The sequence below is a fragment of the Pseudomonas borbori genome, from assembly GCF_900115555.1.
In the GTDB taxonomy this organism is placed as follows: Bacteria; Pseudomonadota; Gammaproteobacteria; order Pseudomonadales; family Pseudomonadaceae; genus Aquipseudomonas; species Aquipseudomonas borbori.
In genome coordinates, this window is the sequence record NZ_FOWX01000003.1 from 203,988 (window position 1) to 226,372 (window position 22,385).

Annotated in this window: 23 protein-coding genes; 9 read left to right on the forward strand and 14 right to left on the reverse strand. The window is 63.0% G+C overall.

Annotated features, from left to right (window positions below):
* Positions 1-42: 42 nt before the first annotated feature.
* From era to rpoE, 10 genes are all read right to left on the reverse strand, one after another.
* Complete coding sequence (era, locus tag BM315_RS03570) at positions 43-945, reverse strand: GTPase Era (RefSeq protein WP_090497874.1); 903 nt, start codon at positions 943-945, stop codon at positions 43-45.
* Positions 938-1,627, reverse strand: a complete 690-nt coding sequence (gene rnc, locus BM315_RS03575; RefSeq protein ID WP_090497876.1) for a ribonuclease III — start codon at positions 1,625-1,627, stop codon at positions 938-940. The genes era and rnc overlap by 8 nt, the downstream gene beginning before the upstream one ends.
* Positions 1,624-2,001 (reverse strand): DUF4845 domain-containing protein, encoded by a 378-nt coding sequence (locus BM315_RS03580; protein WP_090497877.1) that lies wholly within the window; start codon positions 1,999-2,001, stop codon positions 1,624-1,626. The genes rnc and BM315_RS03580 overlap by 4 nt, the downstream gene beginning before the upstream one ends.
* Positions 2,002-2,113: 112 nt before the next feature.
* Positions 2,114-2,968: a signal peptidase I gene (lepB, locus tag BM315_RS03585; protein WP_090497879.1), complete on the reverse strand. Its 855-nt coding sequence runs from the start codon at positions 2,966-2,968 to the stop codon at positions 2,114-2,116.
* 5 nt (positions 2,969-2,973) lie between these two features.
* Positions 2,974-4,773, reverse strand: a complete 1,800-nt coding sequence (lepA, locus tag BM315_RS03590; RefSeq protein WP_090497881.1) for a translation elongation factor 4 — start codon at positions 4,771-4,773, stop codon at positions 2,974-2,976.
* A 213-nt stretch (positions 4,774-4,986) separates the two neighbouring features.
* Positions 4,987-6,414 (reverse strand): DegQ family serine endoprotease, encoded by a 1,428-nt coding sequence (locus BM315_RS03595; protein ID WP_090497883.1) that lies wholly within the window; start codon positions 6,412-6,414, stop codon positions 4,987-4,989.
* Between the two features lie 34 nt (positions 6,415-6,448).
* Positions 6,449-6,904, reverse strand: a complete 456-nt coding sequence (locus BM315_RS03600; protein ID WP_090497884.1) for a SoxR reducing system RseC family protein — start codon at positions 6,902-6,904, stop codon at positions 6,449-6,451.
* A complete protein-coding gene (locus BM315_RS03605; protein ID WP_090497886.1) occupies positions 6,901-7,851 on the reverse strand; it encodes a MucB/RseB C-terminal domain-containing protein in 951 nt (316 codons plus the stop codon). The genes BM315_RS03600 and BM315_RS03605 overlap by 4 nt, the downstream gene beginning before the upstream one ends.
* A gap of 8 nt (positions 7,852-7,859) precedes the next feature.
* Complete coding sequence (locus BM315_RS03610; RefSeq protein WP_090497887.1) at positions 7,860-8,453, reverse strand: RseA family anti-sigma factor; 594 nt, start codon at positions 8,451-8,453, stop codon at positions 7,860-7,862.
* A 31-nt stretch (positions 8,454-8,484) separates the two neighbouring features.
* Positions 8,485-9,066, reverse strand: a complete 582-nt coding sequence (rpoE, locus tag BM315_RS03615) for an RNA polymerase sigma factor RpoE/AlgU (RefSeq protein WP_090497889.1) — start codon at positions 9,064-9,066, stop codon at positions 8,485-8,487.
* A 383-nt stretch (positions 9,067-9,449) separates the two neighbouring features.
* Here rpoE and nadB point away from each other — a divergent pair, with 383 nt between their 5' ends.
* The gene (gene nadB, locus BM315_RS03620) at positions 9,450-11,066 is read left to right on the forward strand and encodes an L-aspartate oxidase (RefSeq protein ID WP_090497892.1); all 1,617 of its coding nucleotides are present in this window, start codon (positions 9,450-9,452) and stop codon (positions 11,064-11,066) included.
* Here the strand turns inward: nadB and BM315_RS03625 are convergent.
* Together BM315_RS03625 and BM315_RS03630 are read right to left on the reverse strand one after the other, a co-directional pair.
* On the reverse strand, positions 11,035-11,487 hold the full coding sequence (locus BM315_RS03625; protein ID WP_090497893.1) for a protein YgfX: 453 nt from the start codon (positions 11,485-11,487) through the stop codon (positions 11,035-11,037). The two genes, nadB and BM315_RS03625, sit on opposite strands and share 32 nt — an antisense overlap.
* Entirely contained in the window at positions 11,471-11,725 is a 255-nt protein-coding gene (locus BM315_RS03630; RefSeq protein WP_090497894.1) for an FAD assembly factor SdhE, read from the reverse strand. The genes BM315_RS03625 and BM315_RS03630 overlap by 17 nt, the downstream gene beginning before the upstream one ends.
* 217 nt (positions 11,726-11,942) lie before the next feature.
* Here BM315_RS03630 and ygfZ point away from each other — a divergent pair, with 217 nt between their 5' ends.
* The 3 genes from ygfZ (at position 11,943) to BM315_RS03645 (ending at position 14,575) form a co-directional block, all read left to right on the forward strand.
* Positions 11,943-12,884, forward strand: coding sequence for a CAF17-like 4Fe-4S cluster assembly/insertion protein YgfZ (gene ygfZ, locus BM315_RS03635; RefSeq protein ID WP_090497897.1), 942 nt, complete (start codon positions 11,943-11,945; stop codon positions 12,882-12,884).
* A 40-nt stretch (positions 12,885-12,924) separates the two neighbouring features.
* Positions 12,925-13,761 carry an HDOD domain-containing protein gene (locus BM315_RS03640; RefSeq protein WP_090497899.1) on the forward strand — a complete coding sequence of 279 codons (837 nt, stop codon included), beginning with the start codon at positions 12,925-12,927 and terminating at the stop codon, positions 13,759-13,761.
* Positions 13,762-13,828: 67 nt separating this feature from the next.
* Positions 13,829-14,575: a substrate-binding periplasmic protein gene (locus BM315_RS03645; protein ID WP_090497902.1), complete on the forward strand. Its 747-nt coding sequence runs from the start codon at positions 13,829-13,831 to the stop codon at positions 14,573-14,575.
* Here the strand turns inward: BM315_RS03645 and BM315_RS03650 are convergent, their stop codons facing one another.
* Together BM315_RS03650 and BM315_RS03655 are read right to left on the reverse strand one after the other, a co-directional pair.
* Positions 14,576-15,967 (reverse strand): sensor histidine kinase, encoded by a 1,392-nt coding sequence (locus BM315_RS03650; protein WP_090497951.1) that lies wholly within the window; start codon positions 15,965-15,967, stop codon positions 14,576-14,578. It abuts the gene before it with no gap.
* A gap of 10 nt (positions 15,968-15,977) precedes the next feature.
* Positions 15,978-16,649, reverse strand: coding sequence for a response regulator (locus tag BM315_RS03655; protein WP_090497904.1), 672 nt, complete (start codon positions 16,647-16,649; stop codon positions 15,978-15,980).
* A gap of 323 nt (positions 16,650-16,972) precedes the next feature.
* Between BM315_RS03655 and BM315_RS03660 the strand changes: the two genes are divergently transcribed.
* The 5 genes from BM315_RS03660 to BM315_RS03680 all read left to right on the forward strand — a co-directional run bounded on the left by BM315_RS03660 (position 16,973) and on the right by BM315_RS03680 (position 22,320).
* Positions 16,973-18,238 carry an OprD family porin gene (locus BM315_RS03660; protein WP_090497906.1) on the forward strand — a complete coding sequence of 422 codons (1,266 nt, stop codon included), beginning with the start codon at positions 16,973-16,975 and terminating at the stop codon, positions 18,236-18,238.
* A 29-nt stretch (positions 18,239-18,267) separates the two neighbouring features.
* Positions 18,268-19,248, forward strand: coding sequence for a Bug family tripartite tricarboxylate transporter substrate binding protein (locus BM315_RS03665; protein ID WP_090497908.1), 981 nt, complete (start codon positions 18,268-18,270; stop codon positions 19,246-19,248).
* Positions 19,249-19,341: 93 nt separating this feature from the next.
* Positions 19,342-19,785 carry a tripartite tricarboxylate transporter TctB family protein gene (locus tag BM315_RS03670; RefSeq protein WP_090497911.1) on the forward strand — a complete coding sequence of 148 codons (444 nt, stop codon included), beginning with the start codon at positions 19,342-19,344 and terminating at the stop codon, positions 19,783-19,785.
* Positions 19,786-19,787: 2 nt separating this feature from the next.
* Positions 19,788-21,296, forward strand: a complete 1,509-nt coding sequence (locus BM315_RS03675; protein ID WP_090497913.1) for a tripartite tricarboxylate transporter permease — start codon at positions 19,788-19,790, stop codon at positions 21,294-21,296.
* A complete protein-coding gene (locus tag BM315_RS03680) occupies positions 21,289-22,320 on the forward strand; it encodes an AbrB family transcriptional regulator (RefSeq protein ID WP_090497916.1) in 1,032 nt (343 codons plus the stop codon). Before BM315_RS03675 ends, BM315_RS03680 begins: the two co-directional genes overlap by 8 nt.
* The last annotated feature ends 65 nt before the right edge of the window (positions 22,321-22,385 follow it).

The window sequence follows — 22,385 nt, forward strand, 5'->3', positions numbered from 1 at the left end:
CCGACCATCCTACAATCTGATCGTCTACAACCCGGTCACAGCTCAAATATCGTCGTAGCCCAGGGAGCGCAAGGCGCGTTCGTCGTCCGACCAACCGCCTTTGACCTTGACCCAGAGGTTGAGCATGACCTTGGAGTCGAACATCACTTCCATGTCCTTGCGCGCCTCCTGGCCGATGCGCTTGATCCGCTCGCCCTTGTCGCCAATGATGATTTTCTTCTGGCCGTCGCGCTCGACCAGGATCAGCGCATGGATATGCAGAATACGCCCATCGCGCTTGAACTCTTCGATTTCCACGGTGATCTGGTACGGCAGCTCGGCGCCGAGCTGGCGCATGATCTTCTCGCGCACCAACTCGGCGGCGAAGAAACGGCTGGAACGGTCGGTGACCTGGTCTTCCGGGAAGAAGTGCACGCCCTCGGGCAGGCGCTCGCCGACCAGTTTTTCCAGGGTATCGAGGTTGTGCCCGTGCTGGGCGGAGACCGGCACTATCTCGGCATTGGGCAACTGGGTCGCCAGCCACTCCAGGTGCGGCATCAGCTCGGCCTTGTCTTCGAGACGGTCGGTCTTGTTGATCGCCAGGATCACCGGACCCTGCACGTACTGCACGCGCTCGAGCACCAGCTGGTCCTCGTCGGTCCAGCGGGTGCGGTCGACCACGAAGATCACCACGTCGACGTCTTTCAGCGCTGACGAGGCGTTCTTGTTCATGTAGCGGTTGAGGGCTTTCTCGTTGTTCTTGTGCAGGCCGGGGGTATCTACGTAGATCGCCTGCACGGCGCCTTCGGTCTTGATCCCGAGCATGTTGTGCCGGGTGGTCTGCGGCTTGCGCGAGGTGATCGCCAGCTTCTGCCCGAGGATGTGATTGAGCAGGGTCGACTTACCCACGTTGGGCCGACCAACAATGGCGACATAGCCGCAGCGTGTAACGGGTGTATCAGTCATGCCCATTCTCCACCCCGAGGGCAATCAAGGCGGCGGCTGCAGCGACCTGTTCGGCGATGCGACGGCTGGCACCCTGGCCCAGGGTCTTGTCATTCAGTAAGGAAATCTGGCATTCGACGACGAATGTCCGACAATGCGGATCGCCCTGAATATCCACCACGTCATAGCGCGGCAGCTCGCAGGCCCGCGATTGCAGGAATTCCTGCAAGCGGGTTTTCGGATCCTTGTTGGTATCGACCAGGGTCAGGCTTTCCAGTTCATTGGTCAGCCAGGCGATCACCCGCTCGCGCGCCGCGTCCATCCCGGCATCCAGGTAGATGGCGCCGATCAGTGCTTCGAGGGCATCGGCGAGAATCGATTCTCGGCGGAAGCCGCCGCTCTTCAACTCGCCCGAGCCGAGCCGCAGGTAGTCGCCCAGATCGAAGCCACGGGCGAGGATGGCCAGGGTCTCGCCCTTGACCAGGCGCGCGCGCAAACGCGACAACTGACCTTCGCGCGCCAGCGGGAAGCGCTCGAACAGCGCCTCGCCGGCGACGAAGTTGAGAATGGCGTCACCGAGGAACTCCAGGCGCTCATTGTTGCGCCCGGCGAAACTGCGGTGGGTCAGCGCCAGCACCATCAGGTCCTGATCTTTGAAGGTATAACCGAGCTGACGCTCGAGACGAGCCAACGAAGCACTCACGGCATGCGCACGCGATATTCTTTGTCGAACCGGACCACCAGATCGAGATTCTCGATCAGCGGCTCGCGCTTTTCATACTTCAGATGAGCACGAAACTCGTTGTTCTCGATTTTCACCTTCAACGCTTCTCTCAGATCGAGGTCGCGAATGCTGTTGACCTCCATGCCCTTGCCGACATGGCCATAGAAAGCGCCGACCGTGCGGATATCCATGGTCTGATCAGCTTCCACCGAGGTAATGATCTTTTCCATCGACATATAGTCGAGGTAGTGCGGCAGCATCTTGAACGCCGTGCTGGCGAAGAATGCCACGACCGCCAGTACCATCAACCAGCTCAGTATCGACAAGCCTTTCTGCGAACGTGCAAATGTCATGTTTGCCCCCAAGTTCGACCAATGTGAGTGCCCAGCGGGCCAAGACTATATATAGCCTGCGGCGCCGTATTGAACAGCGCCGCACTTATTCTATGAACTCAGGCGCGAAAGGTCAGTGAATCAAACCGACGCGCGAGAAATTCGGCAGATTGCGCAATTTCGGGTCGGGCCAGCTCATCCAGACGGCGAACGCCTTGCCGACGATATTCTGGTCCGGCACCATGCCCAACAAGGGCTTTGAAATTGCAGGATCGTTCCAGTAACGGCTGTCGTTGGAGTTGTCGCGGTTGTCGCCCATCATGAAGTAATGCCCTTGCGGCACCACCCACTCACGCCCCGGTTCGGCCCGATAACGATTCATTTCCTTGCGGATCAGGTGCTCGGCCGCGCCCAGACGCTCCTCATAGAGGGCCGCGCTGCCAAGACTGCCTGGCTCTTCGCCGAGCAATTTCTCGGCTACCGGCTGATCGTTGACTAACAGACGCTTGTCGCTGGTGTAGCGAATCCGATCACCGGCCAGGCCCACCACACGCTTGATGTAGTTGATGTTCGGGTCGCTCGGGTAACGGAACACCATGACATCGCCACGCTGCGGGTCGTCCACCGCGATGATCTTGGTGTCCAGCACCGGCAGGCGGATGCCATAGGCGAATTTGTTGACCAGGATGAAATCGCCCACTTCCAGGGTCGGCTTCATCGAGCCGGACGGTATCTGGAACGGCTCGACCAGGAAGGAGCGCAGCACCAGCACGATCGCCAGCACCGGGAAGAACGACTTGCCGTACTCCACCAGCAATGGTTCTTTGTTCAGGCGCTCGACTACCGCCTCGTCGGGCTGATCGACCTGGCCCTGGTAGTTGGCAATGGCCGTGCGCCGGCGCGGAGCCAGGAAAACCAGATCGAACAGCGCCAGCGCACCACAAACGGCGACGGCGATTACCAGCAACAACGGGAAATTTAGCGACATGGGACCTAGCTATCCAATCTGAGCACGGCGAGGAAGGCTTCTTGTGGAATTTCCACGTTACCAACCTGCTTCATCCTTTTCTTACCGGCCTTCTGCTTTTCCAGCAGTTTGCGCTTGCGGCTCACATCACCGCCGTAACACTTGGCCAGCACGTTCTTCCTGAGCGCCTTGACGGTGGTGCGCGCGACAATCTGCCCGCCGATGGCGGCCTGGATCGCCACATCGAACATCTGCCGCGGAATCAGCTCTTTCATCTTCTCGGTCAACGCACGCCCTTTGTAGTGGGCGTTGTCACGGTGCACGATCAGCGCCAGGGCGTCGACCTTCTCACCGTTGATCAATACGTCCAGCTTGACCAGATTGGCCGACTGATAACGATCGAAGTGATAGTCCAGCGACGCATAGCCACGGCTGGTCGACTTCAGGCGGTCGAAGAAGTCCAGCACCACTTCGTTCATCGGCAGGTCGTAGGTCACTTGCACCTGCGAGCCGAGGAACAGCATGTCGTGCTGCACGCCACGCTTCTCGATGCACAGGGTGATGACGTTACCCAGGTGCTCCTGCGGCACCAGGATATTGGCCCGCACGATCGGCTCACGCATGTCTTCGATGGTCGACAGATCCGGTAGCTTGGACGGGTTATCGACGTAGATCGTCTCGCCGGTCTTGAGCAGCAACTCGAAAATAACCGTCGGTGCGGTGGTGATCAGATCCAGGTCGTACTCGCGCTCCAGGCGCTCCTGGATGATTTCCATGTGCAGCATGCCGAGGAAGCCGCAGCGGAAGCCGAAGCCCAGGGCATCGGAGCTTTCCGGGGTGTACTGCAAGGATGAGTCGTTCAGCGTGAGCTTTTGCAGGGCATCACGGAAATCCTCGAAGTCGTCGGAACTGACCGGAAACAGACCGGCATAGACCTGCGGCTGGATGCGCTTGAAGCCTGGCAGCATTTCGACGTCGGGGGTCGAGCTCAGGGTCAGGGTGTCGCCCACCGGCGCACCGTGAATGTCCTTGATGCCGGCGATGATGAAGCCGACTTCGCCGGCCTTGAGGTCGACCGTGGCGCAGTGCTTGGGGTTGAAGACGCCGACACTGTCGACCAGGTGAATCTTGCCGGTGGATTTCACCAGCACCTTGTCGCCCTTCTTGATCCGCCCGTGGCGCACGCGCACCAGGGAAACCACCCCCAGGTAGTTGTCGAACCAGGAGTCGATGATCAACGCCTGCAAGGGCGCCTCGATATCGCCGGCCGGCGCGGGAATGGTATGTACCAGACGCTCGAGCACTTCGTCGACCCCCAGGCCGGTCTTGGCGCTACAGGTCACGGCATCGGTGGCATCGATGCCGATGATTTTCTCGATTTCTTCCTTGACCCGATCCGGGTCGGCCTGCGGCAGGTCGATCTTGTTCAGCACCGGCATGACCTCGAGGCCTTGCTCGATGGCGGTGTAGCAGTTGGCGACCGATTGCGCCTCGACCCCCTGACCGGCATCAACCACCAGCAGCGCGCCTTCGCAGGCCGCCAGGGAGCGGCTGACTTCATAGGTGAAGTCGACGTGCCCGGGGGTATCGATGAAGTTCAACTGGTAGGTCTTGCCGTCGCGCGCCTTGTAATACAGGGTCACGCTATGCGCCTTGATGGTGATCCCGCGCTCACGTTCGAGGTCCATGGAATCCAGGACCTGGGCTTCCATTTCACGATCGGCGAGGCCACCACACATCTGGATGAAGCGATCGGCCAGGGTGGACTTGCCGTGATCGATGTGGGCGATGATGGAGAAATTGCGGATATGACTCAGGTCACTCACAGGACAACACTCGAAAAGGTCGCAGGCGACAGCCCGCCGAAAATAGCCGTGAAGTGTACCCGATTGGCGCCGCAGCCGTCACGCCCAGGCGCCAATCGGCAGATGTGAAGAAGGGCGATCGAAATCGCCCTTCTTCAGTCTTGCGTGCCGCGTTTCAGCTTCTAGATCAGGCCGGCGGCAGCGCATTTGCGACGGCCAGGCAAGGCGCCGTCATCATTCCGCCAGCTTGAAGGTGATGAAACTGGCGCGCCCCTGGCGCAGTACACGCATTGAAACAGAGCGGTTCTTCGGTAACTCCTGGGCTACCTGGGTAAAGGTCTTCGCCGAATCGATGGCCTGATTATTCAAATGGGTGATCACATCGCCCGGACGCAAGCCGATCAGCGCGGCAGGGCCGTCGAGCACTTCGCTGATCACCACACCGCCTTTCAGGTCGAGGCCTTTCTTCTGCTCCGCGCTCAACTCGACCACCTTGACTCCGAGCCGATTGCTGCTGCGCTCCACGCCCGGCCCAGTCGCCCCGGCCAAGGCTTCTCCGTCTTCCGGCAAGGCCCCGATGGTCAACGCGAGCTGCTTGCGCGAACCGTCACGCACCACATCCAGCTCGGCCTCGCTGCCCGGCTTCAGGCGCCCCACCAGATGCGGCAGGTCTCCCGACATGACGATCGGCTTGCCGTCGATACTGAGAATCACGTCGCCAACCAGCAAACCGCCCTTGGCCGCCGGACCTCCCTCCAGCACCTGGGCAACCAGCGCACCCGCCGGCTTGTCCAGACCGAAGGACTCGGCCAGATCCTTGTTCACTTCCTGAATCACCACACCCAGCCAGCCGCGACTGACCTTGCCGTCGGCCTTCAACTGCTCGGCCACATCCATGGCCACGCTCATCGGAATGGCGAAGGACAAGCCCATGAAGCCACCGGAGCGGGTGAATATCTGCGAGTTGATCCCCACCACCTCACCCGCCAGGTTGAACAACGGGCCACCGGAGTTACCCGGATTGATCGCCACATCGGTCTGAATGAACGGCACATAACTTTCATTCGGCAGGCTGCGCCCCTTGGCGCTGACAATGCCGGCGGTCACCGAATGGTCGAAGCCGAAGGGCGAGCCGATGGCCAGCACCCACTCACCGACCTTCAGATCCTCGGATTTGCCCAGCCTGACCGTTGGCAGATCCTTGCCTTCGACCTTGAGCAAGGCCACATCGCTACGCGGATCGGCACCGATCAGCCTCGCCTCCAACTCGCTGCGGTCAGGCAGACGCACGATGATTTCATCGGCACCGGCGACCACGTGATTGTTGGTCAGCACATAACCATCGGCGGAAATAATGAAACCGGAACCCAGCGACTGCGCTTCACGCTGGCGGCCGCCGTTTGGTGCGCGCGGCACTTGCGGAATATTGCGTTCGAAGAATTCGCGAAAGATCGGCGGCAGGCCTTCAAGATCGGGGATGGCCAATTCGCCAGCCCCGGCCACACGCTCCGGTATTTTCTGCCGGGTGCTGATGTTGACCACCGCTGGCGCGGCCTCTTCGACCAACTCGGTAAAGTCCGGCAAGCTTGCCTGGGCAACCACCGCCTGCCCCAATAGCAGTAGAGCGAGCAAGGAATAGAAAGACGATTTCAGGCTAGACATCGATATAAAACTCCCCATCGAACGAGCAAAATGCTCAAAACGCTGCAGCAGATCCGCCGAGCAAGGCACGCACGACAACCGGTTGCAAGGCCGGATCATCGGCCGTGCGATTGCTGCGCCAGCGCACCGCCGACCAAGCCACGAACAAGCCGACGAAAGCAGACAGGATCACCAGCGGCTCACTCAAGGCCAGTTGTTCGGCCAGTAATGCCGCGCCGAACAAACCGATCAGAGGCAGCAGATAGACCAGCAATGAGCCGCGCACCAGCAACTCCTCGCGCACGCCAATCACCACCGCATCGCCCACGTTCAACTGCAGATCGCAGAGCGCACGGACATAGCCCCGCCGCCCACCGACCCCCAGCTTGTCGAGCACGCCATGACCGCAACCGGCGCTGACCGAGCAACTGGAACAGGTGCTTTTACGCAGGGTCTCAACCCAAACGGCACCTGGTTCGACAGCCACGACTCGTCCCTGCTCTTCGATCATTGCACAGCCTGCATTTCTATACCGCGTATCGACAAGGCTATACGCTCCGCCGTACCCAGAGGAATCTCACCAACCACAGTCACCATCACATCGCCATCGGCGGTCGCCAGACGCCGCGAAACCGCAGCAGTAGGGCCAAGCTGACTGCGCGCATCTTCGACCATGACACCACGCAAGGGCTCAACGAACACAGAAAAACGCGCCAGCCCATCGAAATAAACCAGACTGGCGACTTGTTCATTGGAAGCAGGACTGCGACGCTCGGCCACCCGGCTCAGGGTAAAACCTGGCGGCAACCACTCGGAACGCCAGGCCTCGGCAACCTTAGCCGCCTTGCTGGCAGTTACCGGCTGACAACCCGCGCCAGGCTGCAGCTCCTGCTCAGTAGGAAGCGCGCCCAGATCGAGCCGGGTAAATTGAAAGCGCTCGAGCAACTGCCCCTTGTCATTCAGCAACAGGGACTTCAACAGCAGGGCGCTTTCCTGATCCAGGTGCAACTCAACGCCGTAACGATGCTGATCGCGCGGGGACAACGCCAAGACCACAGCGGAACGCCCCGCCACACGCGAATTGCCGATCATGCGCAGGTCATAAGACTCGAGCAGTCGCTGGACACTCAGACCATGCGCGGACCACGCCTGGGGGTCGCCGATCTGATCGGCCAGGGAACCACTGACGCATTCCGCGCGATCATCGACACGCACCACTTCCTGCGCGGGCCCATCCAACTGCAATAGCCGTTCGCGCACCACACCCGCCTCATCCACCCGATGCCAAATACTATGGGTAGAAAAGCTGCCGTTGCGCTCATAGACGAATACACCTTGAAAGCTTCGGCTTCGGCCAGCCTCAGCCAAACGTTGCAGCCAATCTTGCGCCTCGGCAGCGACAGCAGGTAACGCCAACCAGCTGCCAAGCAACAAAGAGATGACGGGAATAAAGCGCATGCGCCTCCTTAGCGGTTTTCCAGGCTTGCAGCGCGAGCATAAGGCAGCGCGCTCTCATTAGCATTCATAACCGCTTGCTGAGCATGCTGGCGCAGATACGCCGGCAGACGCTGGTCATGCCAGCCAGGCGTGGCCTCACTGGCAGTTTCGGCCGCAGCTTGTTGCTCGCCTGCCGTACTGAAACCAGCCAGCATGGCAGGGCCTTGCGCTTGCGGAGCGCTCAAGGCCGGCTGAGCAGCTTGCTGCGCCAACTGGGTGCTTGCAACCTCATCCTGGTTGTACAAACGCACACCTGCCAGCACGGCGACCGTAACCGAGGCGGCCACGGCAAAACGCCCGACCGTGCGCCACGGACCGTGAGCGGCGGCCCTGTTCTGTACCGGCAAGGCTTCGTCGGCCAGCGCCGCAGACACAGCGGCAGCGATATCCAGACGCGGTTCCAGCAACTCCTTGTGCATCACTGCACGAGCGATCTGATAACGCGACCAGGTTGCACGCAGTTCGGCATCGTCGCTCGCACTGAGCACGCGCCGCAGCTCCATTTCATCCGCTTCGTTATCCATCACCGCGGACAGCGATTCCTGCAGGGCTTCACGACTCATGGCGGTTCCTCTCTTGGCTATCGCCGCTGTCTTAACTTCCCTGCAACAGGGGTTGCAAGGACTTGTCTACGGCCTCACGAGCTCGAAAAATTCGCGAACGCACAGTACCGACCGGACACTGCATCACGCTCGCAATGTCCTCGTAACTCAGACCATCGAATTCACGCAAGGTTAGCGCCGTACGCAAATCTTCTGGCAATTGCTGGATGGCCCGATGCACTGTGGCTTCGATTTCATCCCGCAGCAGCAAGCGTTCCGGGGACTCGATGTCCTTGAGGGCATGATCGCCATCATAGAACTCAGCATCCTCGGCACTTACATCGCTCTCTGGCGGTCGCCGACCACGCGACACCAGATGATTCTTCGCCGTATTGATGGCGATACGGTACAGCCACGTATAGAACGCACTGTCACCGCGAAAATTTCCCAGCGCCCGATAAGCCTTGATGAAGGCTTCCTGCGCCACGTCTTGCGCTTCATGGGTGTCATGCACGAAACGCACGATCAACCCCAGAATCTTGTGCTGGTACTTCAGCACCAGCAAATCGAATGCCCGCTTGTCGCCACGCTGCACGCGCTCGACCAGCTGCTGATCTTCTTCCTGAACTAGCATCAACACTCCCCATCGAGTCTGCAGGAGTGCAACATCAGCCAATCAATCGTTCTGCCAAAATAGACTCGGGCGTTGCGCAAAAGTTCTCCCCCCAAACAAGCTTCCTGCAGAACGCTTTTTGTCCTGCACGGAGTGACGCAGCAACAGCCGCTAGGCCCTGCTGCGCAAAAATAGTCTTAGATCAGCCATCTGCCAACGATCGAAAATCCTTACATGCCCTCAACGCACTTCGGCAAACAGACGACACTGCCCCTCTACGGGTGGCCCTTTATGGATCATGAGAGACTAAGAAAGTTCCTCACCACCACAGTAGGTCATAAGCCGGCTATTGTGCTGCCCGCCCGCTCTATATACTAGGGGCCGCTTACCTGCGGAATCACGACATGAGCCAACACCACCAACACGACGTTCTGGTCATCGGCAGCGGGGCCGCCGGCCTGACGCTGGCGCTGACACTGCCCGAGCATCTGCGCATTGCCGTGCTGAGCAAGGGCAATCTGGCCAATGGCTCGACATACTGGGCCCAGGGTGGCGTGGCAGCGGTGCTGGACGACACCGATACCATCGAGTCGCATGTCGAAGACACTCTCAATGCCGGTGCCGGCCTGTGTCGCGAAGAAGCGGTGCGCTTCACCGTGGAGCATAGCCGCGAAGCGATTCAATGGCTGATCGATCAGGGCGTGCCCTTCACCCGCGACGACCAGACCGCCCGCGAAGACGGCGGCTTCGAATTTCACCTGACCCGCGAAGGCGGTCACAGTCATCGACGCATCATCCACGCCGCCGACGCCACCGGCGCGGCGATCTTCAAGACCCTGCTCGAACAGGCCAGGCTGCGGGCCAATATCGAAATGCTCGAGCAGCACGTGGCGGTCGACCTGATAACCGAGCGTAAACTCGACCTGGCCGGCGAACGCTGCCTGGGCGCCTATGTGCTCAATCGCGCCAGCGGCGAGGTTGATACCTATGGCGCGCGCTTCGTCATCCTCGCCACCGGCGGCGCGGCCAAGGTTTATCTGTACACCAGCAACCCGGATGGTGCATGCGGCGACGGCATCGCCATGGCCTGGCGCGCCGGCTGCCGAGTCGGCAACCTGGAGTTCAACCAGTTCCACCCGACCTGCCTGTACCACCCGCAGGCCAAGAGTTTTCTGGTCACCGAAGCCCTGCGCGGCGAAGGTGCGCTGCTCAAGCTGCCGGGCGGCGAGCGCTTCATGCAGCGTTTCGATGCGCGCGCCGAACTGGCGCCGCGCGATATCGTGGCCCGCGCCATCGACCACGAAATGAAGCGCCTCGGTGTGGACTGCGTGTACCTGGATATCAGCCACAAACCGGCCGATTTCATCAAGGCGCACTTCCCCACTGTCTATGAGCGCTGCCTGGATTTCGGCATCGACATCACCCGCGAGCCGATTCCGGTAGTGCCGGCTGCGCACTACACCTGCGGCGGCGTGCTGGTCGAGCAGACCGGCCAGACCGACGTACCCGGCCTGTATGCCATCGGCGAAACCAGCTTCACCGGCCTGCACGGGGCCAACCGCATGGCCAGCAACTCGCTGCTGGAGTGTTTCGTCTATGCCCGCGCGGCGGCGGCCGACATCGTCCAGCAGTTGGACGATGTCGGCATGCCGACCGGCCTGCCGTGCTGGGACGCCAGCCAGGTGACCGACTCGGATGAAGACGTGATCATCGCGCACAACTGGGATGAGCTGCGGCGCTTCATGTGGGACTACGTCGGCATCGTGCGCACCAACAAGCGCCTGCAACGCGCCGAACACCGGGTGCGCCTGCTGCTCGACGAAATCGACGAGTTCTACAGCAATTACAAAGTCAGCCGCGACCTGATCGAACTGAGGAATCTGGCCCAGGTGGCCGAACTGATGATCCGCTCGGCGATGGAACGCAAGGAATCTCGCGGCCTGCACTACACCCTGGACTACCCGCAGCAGTTACCCGAGGCCAAAGACACTATTCTGCAGCCGCCCACCTACGGCGACTGAACTTCAGGCGCACACGCAAGCGCCTGTGCATGTCCCGCACCATGGCATCGTGCGGGATGCACAGGCCGCGCACCCGACGCTCGCCCGCCAGGCGAAAGCGCAGCACCACGACCAGCGGCAACGCCAGGCTGTCGGGGCACAACTGGATGACCTGCCAGCCGCCCGAAGCACTCCACAACTGCCAGCCATCGACCGTACAGCGCAACCCGCTGAACGCCTGCGGCGCACTCAGCAGAATATGCCGCGGCAACACCCAGGCGGCATGCCCCAGACACAGGGCGACACCCAGCGCCAGCGCCCACCACGGAATCTCGACCAGCGACAAGCTGAGCAGCGCTAGCGCCTGAACCAACCCGTAGAGCAGCAGCAAGCGCCGCGACGGCTGCCAGCGGCACTCGAAACCGTCACTTGGGCTGGACACGGTCCAGGATCATGCGAACCATGCGCTGCAGGTCGGCATCTTCGGGTTCGCCGCGCTGCATGAACCAGCCGAACATGTCCTGGTCTTCACACTCGAGCAGCTTGCGGTAACGCTCGCGATCCCGCTCATCGAGGGTTGGATAAACCTCCCTGACGAATGGCACCAGCAGTACATCCAGTTCCAGCATGCCGCGACGGCTGTGCCAGTAAAGGCGATTGAGTTCTGTCGAATCGACCATGGAGCGGTTCCTTGATAGAGCCTGACGGGGAGGAAGCGGCGCAGTATAACAGTCAGCTGCAAGTCGGGTGGCCGCCCCCTGCAAGCCGCTCGAGTGAGGCCCTAAGCAAACCGGCGTTCAAGCCTTTTCTCTGCTTTTGCTTGAAGCTTGTAGCTTGTAGCTTGTGGCTGCTTTTATGATGACGCCCCTAACTTTCATCCAGCGATTGTTTATTCCTATGGCCGATTCCGCGTTTTTCTCCACCCTCAGCCACGAAGGCGTCCTCGCCGTTCGCGGCCCTGATGCGAGCAAATTCCTCCAGGGCCAACTGACCTGCAACCTCAATTACCTGAGCGATGCCAGCGCCAGCCTCGGTGCCCGCTGCACCCCGAAAGGCCGCATGCTGTCGAGTTTCCGGGTTGTCAGCGTGTTCGACGGTTTCCTGCTGGCGATGGCCAGTGAACTGGTCGAGCCGCAACTGCTCGACCTGCAGAAATACGCAGTATTCAGCAAGTCCAAGTTGATCGACGAAAGCGCCGACTGGGTGCGTTTCGGCCTGCATGAGGGTGACGCCGCGCTGGCCAGCCTCGGCCTCGACCTGCCCGGCCACGCCGACAGCGTGGCGCGGGTCGCCGACCTGCTGGCGCTGCGCCTGAGCGACGGCCGCGCCGAACTCTGGGCACCGGCCAGCCAGGCCGAGCACCTGCAGGCCCAGTTGGCTGCACAGCTGGCGCACGCCCCACTGAATCGGTGGTTGCTGGCCCAGGTGCGCGCCGGCATCGGCCAGGTGCTGGGCGCCACCCGCGAGTTGTTCATCCCGCAAATGCTCAACCTGCAGGCATTGGGCGGCGTCAGTTTCAAGAAGGGCTGCTACACCGGCCAGGAAATCGTCGCGCGCATGCAGTACCTCGGCAAGCTCAAGCGTCGCCTGTATCGCCTGGCAGTGGACGGCGAGCAATTGCCCGCACCGGCCACCGAACTGTTCTCGCCCGAGCGCAGCGGCAGCGTCGGTGAAGTGGTACTGGCCGCGCAGAGCGACAGCGGCTTCGAGCTGCTCGCGGTATTGCTGGAGGACGCAGTCAGCGACGGCCGCATTCACCTCGGCACCCCGCAAGGCCTTCCGCTCAGGCTGCTGGATTTGCCCTACACCCTGGACAGCAACCGCGAAATCCAGCGCTAACCACCCTGCACCTGCAGCCGATTACCGAAGAGATCCGCCCATGAGCAAGCTTGCCGAAAAAGTCCAACAGGAACTGATCAAGGCCATCGACAACGACGATCTGGTACTGCCGACCCTGCCGGAGGTCGCCCTGAAGGTCCGTGAAGCGGCAGAAGACCCGGACATCGGCATTCCGCAGATCAGCAAGGTCATCGGCAACGATGCGGCGCTGACCGCCCGCATCATCAAGGTGGTGAACAGCCCATTGCTACGCACCAACAAGGAAATCACCGACCTGCAGATGGCCGTCAGCCGCCTGGGCATCAATTACACCTGCAATCTGGCCACCGGCCTGGCGATGGAGCAGATGTTCCAGGCCACCTCGGACGTGGTCGACCGCAAGATGCGCGAAGTCTGGAACAAAAGCACGGAAATCGCCGGGATCTGCCACGTTCTGTGCAAGCACTACACCCGCCTGCTGCCGGATCAGGCGACCCTCGCCGGCCTGGTCCACCAGATCGGCGTGCTGCCGATCCTCACCTACGCCGAAGACCACAACGAACTGCTGGCCGACTCGATCAGCCTCAACCATGTGATCGAGCAGATTCACCCGCTGATCGGCGACAAGATTCTGCGCACCTGGGACTTCCCCGAACTGATCGCCATGGTACCGGGCCAACACCTGGACTTCAGCCGCGACAGCGCCAAGGTCGACTACGTCGACATCGTCCAGGTCGCCATCCTGCAGAGCTACCTGGGCAGCCAACACCCCTACACCCAACTGGACTGGAGCCAGATTCCGGCCTTCCACAAACTCGGCCTGGACCCACAGCAGAACCTGAACGACGACGAAGACCTCTCCGCGGCCATGGAAGCGGCCATGGGCATGCTGCAGTAAAGCTGTCGTCTGCACCCGAGCCTGCAGAGCATCACACTGAGCACGGTATGCTCGAAGGAGGGATCCCATGCAGCACTGCCTGCTGTTAGTCATCCTGCTACTTAGCGACCTGGTCATAGCGGAACCCATTCGCCTTACGACGGGCGAGTGGCCGCCCTTTCACGGCGCGCAGCTGCCCCATCAGGGCGTCGCCACGCGAATCGTCAACGAAGCCTTTACCCTCGAGGGCATCGAGGTGCAGTGGGAGTTCCTGCCCTGGGCGCGCTCGCTGCAGATGGCCGCGCAGGGGCAACGCACCGGCACCGCGGTCTGGCGGCGCAACGCCGAACGCGAGGAGCAGTTCTTCATCAGCGACCCTGTGCTGCTCAGCCACCAGCACTTCTTCCATCTCAAGAACCGGAATTTCGCGTGGACCACCCTGGATAATCTGCAGGATCTGCGCATAGGCGCCACCCGTAGCTACTTCTACGGCCGCGACTTCGAGCGAGCCGAGACGGCGGGTCGGCTGAACGTGCATCGCATCAACAGCGACGAAGTGGCATTCCGTCAGCTGCTGGGAGGCCGCATCGACCTGTTCCCGATGTCACGGGAGGCCGGCCTTAGCCTGCTGGCTCAGCGCTTCACGGCGGCGGAACGAGCGCGACTGAACTTTCACGCCAAGCCCCTGAGCAGCGCCTCTCTGCACCTCCTGCTGTCACGCCAGGTACCCGGCAATGCCGAGCTGCTCGAATGCTTCAACCGCGGCCTCAAGCAATTGCAGGACAACGGCAAGATCGCCCAGTATCTGTGGGGAGTCCAGCATCCCCACCCATGATCAGCCAGCCTCGACGGCAAACTCCACCCGTACCAGCAACCCCTGCGGCTGCGCCTGATGCAGGCTGATGGCGGCCCGATGCGCGCGGCAGATCTCGCCGACGATGGCCAGGCCCAGGCCGGCGCCCGAGCCCTGCACGCTGCGGCGATAGAAACGTTCGAAGACCTTCTCGCGCTCCTCCGCGGGGATCCCCGGGCCATCGTCCTGGACCTCCAGGATGCCGGGCGCCAGTACCCGCAGGATCACATTGCCACCGACCGGGGTATGCGCCAGGGCATTATCCACCAGGTTGCACAACAGTTCATTGAGCAGGGTCGGCTCGCCGCGCAGCCACACCGGCTGCTCGGCCTCCAGCGCCAAGGCGATTCCGCAGGCATGGGCCAGGGGCGCCAAGGCCAACCCCAGCTCACGGGCCAGCTGGCTGAGATCCAGGCGTTGCGCGCCGCCTTCGGCAATCGCCCGCGCGCCGCTTTCGATGCGCGCCAGCGAAAGCAGTTGATTGGCCAGTTGAGTCAGCCGGTCGGTGTTCTGCGCAGCCTCTTCCAGGGTGCTGCGCCAGGCGGCCGGCTCCTGCGCGCGCAGACCCAGCTCGACCCGCGCCTTGAGCGCCGCCAGGGGCGTGCGCAGTTCGTGGGCGGCATCGGCGATGAATTGCGACTGGCGCTCGAACAGGTCGCGCAAGCGGTCGTTGAACTGATTCAACGCATTCACCAGCGGGCGCAACTCGCGCGGCAGCTCGGTATCCGGTAGCGGCCGCAGATCGTCGCTGGCGCGCGAGGCCACGGCCCGCCGCAACAGGTCCAGGGGGCGCAGCGCAGCACTCACCGCCAGCCACACCAGCAGCAAGGCGCTGAACGCCAGCAAGCTCATGCGCCACAGCGTGCCGACCAGCAACTCACGGATCATGCGCTCGCGCGCGCCCAGGGTCTCGGCCACCCGGATCTCGGCGATACCATTGAGCAAGGGCTCGCTGACCGGTTGCAGCAGGCTGACCACCCGCACGCCCTGACCGCGGTAGAGGCCGTCGTAGAAACGCGCCAGCGCCGGGTAGTCGTCGGTGCGCGGAGTACCCGCAGGCGCAGCCGGCAGGTCTTCGTAACCGGACACCAGTTGCCCGCGCAGATCCAACACCTGGTAGTAGATGCGCCCGGCGCTGTCGTAGGCGAAGGTGTCCAGGGCGACATAGGGCACATTGGCCTTGAGCCGGCCGTCATCGGCATACAGGCCCTGGGCAATCGCCCGCGCCGACGCCAGCAGGGTGCGGTCATAAGCGGTATCGGCGGCGCGCCGGGCGCTCCAGTAGGCACTCAGGCTGGCGATCAGCAGGAGCAAGGCGAGCAACAGCGCCAGACGCCGCAGCAGCCGCCCGCGCAGGCTACCGACTGCAGCAATCCGCGCCCCCTCAGTCACCGACTGCTTCCAGCAGATAACCCAGGCCACGGAAGGTGACGATGCGCACGCCGCTGCCCTCGAGCTTCTTGCGCAGGCGATGGACGTAGATCTCGATGGAGTCGGCGCTGGCCTCCTCGTCCAGGCCGAACACCTGGGCCGCCAGTTGCTCCTTGCTCATCACCCGCCCCGGCCGGGCGATCATCGCCTCCAGCACCGCCTGCTCGCGGGAAGTCAGGCTGAGGCTTTCACCCCGCGCACTGAAGCGCCGGGTAGCCAGGTCGTAGACCAGTTCACCGCAGCGCTGCTGCTGCTCGCCACCCAGCATGCTGCGCCGCAGCAGCGCCTTGACCCGCGCCTCCAGCTCGCTCAGCTCGAAGGGTTTGGCCAGGTAATCGTCGGCGCCGAGGTTGAGGCCGTGCACGCGATCCTTGACCTCGCCACGGGCGGTCAGCATCAGCACCGGCAGGGTCTTGCCGCGTGCGCGCAAACGCGCCAGCACCTGGAAACCATCGAGGCGCGGCAGGCCGATATCGAGAATCGCCAGGGCATAGTCCTCGCTGGCCAGCGCCAGGTCGGCGGCCACCCCGTCGTGCAGCACATCCACCGTCCAGCCCGCGCCTTTGAGGGCCTGAGCCACGCTTGCCGCCAGTTGCGGATGGTCTTCGACCAGCAGAATTCGCACCGCCACCTCCCTCCGGATTCGAGTCAACGGCCGCTATCGGCCACGCAGCCCGGGGCGCAGTTTACAGACGCGAGGCGCCCTGTGAATGGTCTAAATACCTGCGACCAGCCGCCACGGTAAAACTTTGTGGCCCGCCATCCCTGGCGCCCACCCTGCGGGCCGTCGCAGGCGACGTCAAAAAACGCTCCAGGCGTTTTTTCAGCACTGAAAGCTTGGCGAAAGCTTGACCTCATAGGATCAGTCCCAGGTGGCTCGACCCACCTACCTGAACGGTCCGCACAGTGGTGTGCGGCCGTGACAAAAACAACAATGGAGACCACCCGATGCCGATCGCATCCCGTCAGGCCCTGCTGCCTGCGAACCTGCTAAGCCTAGCCGTATCCGCGGCGCTGCTCGCGCCTGCCGCCCAGGCCGCTTTTGTCGAAGACAGCAGCGCCAACCTGGTCATGACCAATATCTACCTGAATCGTGATTTCCGCGAAGGCGATGGCCAGAACAAGCGCGAAGAATGGGGCCAGGGTTTCCTCCTCGACATCCAGTCCGGCTACACCGAAGGTACGGTCGGCTTCGGCCTCGATGCCCTGGGCATGCTCGGCGTCAAGCTCGACTCCGGCGGAGGGCGCACCGGCACCGACCTGCTGCCGGTACAGGACGACGGCGGCACTCCAGACGAGTTCAGCCGTCTGGGCCTGACCGCCAAGGTCAAGGCTTCCGCCACCGAACTGCGCTACGGTTCGCACGTGCCCGAACTGCCGGTGGTCAAGGCCAGCGACAGCCGCCTGCTGCCCCAGGTGTTCGAGGGCGGCCTGCTGACCTCCTCGGAACTGGCTGGCCTGACCTTCACCGGTGGGCGTCTGGACAAGGTCATCGACCGCGCCTCGACCAACTCCGAGGATATGCTGCTCAACAGCAAGAACAAGCGCTTCCCCGGCGGCATCGCTGCCGATCACCTGGACCTGGCCGGCCTCGACTACCAGTTCAACACGAACCTGAAAGGCCGCTACTTCTACGCCGAGCTGGACGACATCTACCGGCAGAACTTCTTCAACCTGCTCGCCAGCTACCCAATGGGCGGCGGCACCCTGGCCGCCGACCTGCGCCTGATGCTCAGTGACGACACCGGCGCGGCGAATGCCGGCAAGGTCGACAACCGCGCCCTCAACGGCATACTCAGCTATGCCCACAGCGGCCACAAGCTCAGCCTGAACTACCAGGATATGAGCGGCGACACCGGTTACGCCTATATCGACGGCAGTGACCCCTACCTGGTCAACTTCTCGCAGATCAACGACTTCGCCAACCCCGACGAAAAATCCTGGCAGGCCCGTTACGACTACAACTTTGCGGCGCTCGGCCTGCCCGGCCTGAGTGCCCTCGCCCGCTACACCCGCGGCGACGATGCCACCGTAATCGGCAGCGCCAAGAGCGGCGGCGAGTGGGAACGCGACCTGGAACTCAAGTACGTGGTGCAGAGCGGCCCGGCGAAGAACCTCTACGTGCGCCTGCGCAACGCCAGCTTCCACTCCGACTTCGCCCGCGATGCGGACGAGAACCGCGTGATCGTCGGCTACACACTGCCGATTTGGTAATCCACAATAACAATCGAGAGGATTCAACCATGAAAACTGCCTTTACCCGTATCGCCCTGGCCACCGCCTGCCTGGCCTTCGCCGGCCAGCTGCTGGCCGGCGAACCCAAGCGCCCCGAGTGCATCGCGCCGGCCAAGCCCGGTGGCGGCTTCGACCTGACCTGCAAGCTGGCGCAAAGCGGCTTGAAAGACAGCGGCCTGCTGAAAGCACCGATGCGCGTCACCTACATGCCCGGCGGTGTCGGCGCGGTGGCCTATAACGCAGTGATCGCCCAGCGCGCCGATGACCCAGGCACCATTGTCGCCTTCTCCAGCGGATCCTTGCTCAATCTGGCCCAAGGCAAGTTCGGTCGTTACGACGAAACCGGCGTGCGCTGGCTCGCGGCGGTGGGCACCGACTACGGCGCCATCACCGTGCGCGCCGACTCGCCTTACCAGACGCTCACCGACCTGGTCGAGGCGCTGAAAAAAGACCCGTCGAGCATCGTCTTCGGCGCTGGCGCCACCATCGGCGGCCAGGACTGGATGCAGACCGCACTGATCGCCCGCCTGGCCGGCATCGATCCGAAGAACCTGCGTTACGTCGCCTTCGAGGGCGGCGGCGAAACCCTCACCGCCATGCTCGGCGGCCACGTGCAGGTGACCAGCAGCGGCCTGGGTGAAGTTACCCCGCAACTGGAAGCGAAGAAGGTGCGCATCCTCGCGGTACTATCCGACGAGCGCCTGCCGGGCAAGCTGGCCGAGATCCCCACGGCCAAGGAGCAGGGCTACGACATGACCTGGCCGGTGATCCGCGGCTTCTATGTCGGCCCCGAGGTCAGCGACGAGCAGTACGACTGGTGGAAACAGCAGTTCGACAGCCTGCTCGCCAGCGAGGACTTCGCCAAGCTGCGTGAACAACGCGACCTGCTGCCGCTGTCGATGACTGGCGACGAGCTGCAAGCCTTCGTCTTCAAGCAGGTCGAGGAGTACAAGGTGTTGGCCGACGCCTTCGGCCTGATGCAGGAGTAAAACGCCGGCACCCAGGATGGCCGGCCCACGCGGCCCGGCCATCCTGCGGCTCTATGCCTCGCTCCTCCCTGACCCTCAATTAGGTAACCCACCATGTACGTCCGCCTGTTCGCTGCGACCTGGCTGCTGTTCTGCGCCGGACTCGCCGTCCTTGCCTGGGGCTTCCAGGCACCCTTCGCCTACGACCCGGTCGGCCCCCGCGCCTACCCCCTGTTGCTGCTGACCCTGATGGCCGCCGGTTCGCTGTGGCTACTGGTCAAGCCCGGCCTGCGCGAGCAGAAGTTGGACAGCTCCAGCGCCTTGCGCTCGGTACTGTGCATGCTGACCCTGCTGGCCTACGCCCTGCTGTTCGAATCCCTCGGGTTCATCATCAGCACCGCCCTGGGTACCTTCGCCCTCGGCCTGCTGTTCACCGGTCGCCTGCTGCCCTGCGCCATCAGCGGTGTGCTGATGGGTGTGCTGCTCTATGGCCTGTTCGATTACCTGCTGGATGTGCCGCTACCGCTCGGCCTGTTCGAAGCCTTCGTGGAGAGCTGAAAATGGAAACGCTGAATTTCTTGATGCAGGGTTTCGAAGTCGCCACCCGGCCGGAAAACCTGATGGTCGCCCTGTTCGGTGCCTTCGTCGGCACCATCGTCGGCCTGCTGCCGGGCCTGGGCCCGATCAACGGCGTGGCGCTGCTGCTGCCGCTGGCCTTCGCCCTCGGCCTGCCGCCGGAAACCGCCCTGATCCTGCTGGCCGCCGTGTACCTGGGCTGCGAGTACGGCGGACGTATCTCGGCCATTCTGCTTAACGTGCCGGGCGACGCCGCCGCGGTGATGACCACCCTCGACGGCTACCCGCTGGCCCGTCAGGGCAAGGCCGGCATTGCCCTGTCCCTATCCGCCGTAAGCTCCTTTATCGGCAGCATGATCGCCACCTGCGGCGTGGTGCTGTTCGCCCCGCTGCTGGCGAAATGGGCGGTGGCCTTTGGCCCGGCCGAATACTTCGTGCTGATGATCTTCGCCATCGCCTGCCTCGGCGGCATGGTCGGCGACAAACCGGTGAAGACCCTGATGGCGGCCCTGATCGGCCTGGCCCTGGCCACGGTCGGGGTGGATTCGACCACCGGCGTCTACCGCTTCACCTTCGGCAGCGTCAGCCTGTCCGACGGTATCCAGTTCATCATCGTGGTGATCGGCTTCTTCAGCGTCAGCGAAGTGCTGTTGATGCTGGAAAAAACCCACAGCGGGCAGAAAGCAGTGAAAACCAGCGGCCGCCTGCTGTTCAACTTCAAGGAGTTCTGCTTCACCTTCTGGACCATGGTGCGCAGCGCCGTGGCTGGCTTTGTCATCGGCGTGCTGCCGGGCGCCGGGGCGACTATCGCCAGCGCCATGACCTACATGAGCGAGAAGCGCATGGCCGGCAGCTCGGGCAAGTTCGGCGAAGGCGACCTGCGCGGCCTGGCCGCCCCGGAAGCGGCCAACAACGCCTCGGCCTGCGGTTCGCTGATCCCCATGCTGACCCTCGGCGTACCGGGTTCGGGCACCACTGCGGTGATGATCGGCGCCCTGACCCTGTACAACATCACCCCCGGCCCACTGTTGTTCGAACAGCAACCGGACGTGGTCTGGGGCCTGATCGCCTCGCTGTTCATCGGCAACGTGATCCTGCTGGTGATGAACATCCCGCTGGTCGGCCTGTTCGCCCGCATGCTCAGCGTACCCAACTGGATACTGGTGCCGGCGATCACCGCGATCAGCATGGTCGGCGTCTATGCGGTGCACAGCACCACCTTCGACCTGGTACTGATGATCGGCCTCGGCGTGTTCGGTTACATCCTGCGCAAGCTGGAGTTCCCGCTGTCGGCACTGATCCTCGGCTTCGTTCTCGGCGAACTGATGGAAGACAACCTGCGCCGCGCCCTGTCGATCTCGGCGGGCGACCTGAACATCCTGTGGAGCAGCCCGATCAGCCTGTGCCTGTGGGCTCTGACTGCACTGATGCTGGGCATGCCAGCCCTGCGCTGGTGGCGTGCACGGCGCACCGCTCAGGTCGCCAATGCCTAAGCCCTCCGCCCTGGCCCAGTGGCGTCGCTACTGGGCCACGCCGCTGATCGGCCTGATCGGCGGCTACCTGGCCAGCCTGATCGGCTGGCCTTTGCCGTGGATCATCGGCTCGTTGCTGGCAGTCATCGTCGTACGCTGCAGCGGCTGGCTGGTCAGCGAAGTTCCCGGCGGCCGACAAACCGGACAATGGCTGGTCGCCAGCGGCATCGGCCTGCACTTCACCGGCGAGGTGATGGGCCAGCTGCTCGGCCATTTCGGCGTGATCCTGACTGGCGCCCTGCTGACCCTGCTGCTCAGTCTGATCGGCATCGCCCTGTTGCGCCGCGCCGGGGTCGACCGGGCGACCGCGTTCTTTGCCAGCATGCCGGGCGGTGCCAGCGAGATGGTCAACCTGGCGCAACGCCACGACGCCCAGATCGCCCAGGTCGCAGCGGCGCACAGCCTGCGCCTGTTGCTGGTGGTGCTGCTGGTTCCGGCCATCTTCACCTGGAGCCTGCCGCCCATCGACCCGCCCCCAGCGGCGGCGGTGAACGGCTACTGGTTGGCCACGCTATTGCCCGCCGGCGCCCTGCTGGCGCTGCTGTGGAAAAGACTCAAACAACCCAACCCCTGGATGCTCGGCCCGCTGACGGTGTGCGCCGTCGCCAGCGTCGGCTTCGACCTGCACATCGGCTTGCCGAACGGTCTGGGCCAGGCCGGCCAGTGGCTGATCGGCTGCGCCCTGGGCTGTCACTTCGACCGCACCTTCTTTCGCAGCGCGCCGGCCTTCCTCGGCCGCATCCTGCTGTTCAGCCTGCTCGCCATGCTCAGTGCCGCGCTGCTGGCCAAGGCCCTCGGCTGGCTGGCCGGCGAAGACCAGAGCTCGCTGATGCTCGGCATGATGCCCGGCGGCATCACCGAACTGTGCCTGACTGCCGAAGCCCTGCAGCTGTCGGTGGCGCTGGTCACCGCGCTGCAGGTGCTGCGCCTGTTTCTGGTGATGTTCCTGGCCGAGCCGCTGTTCAGGCTGTGGCAGCGCAGCTAGCATCCCTACGCAAATTTCGACCACGTTTAGCCCGCCTCGCGCGGGCTCTTTTTTGCCGAATATTT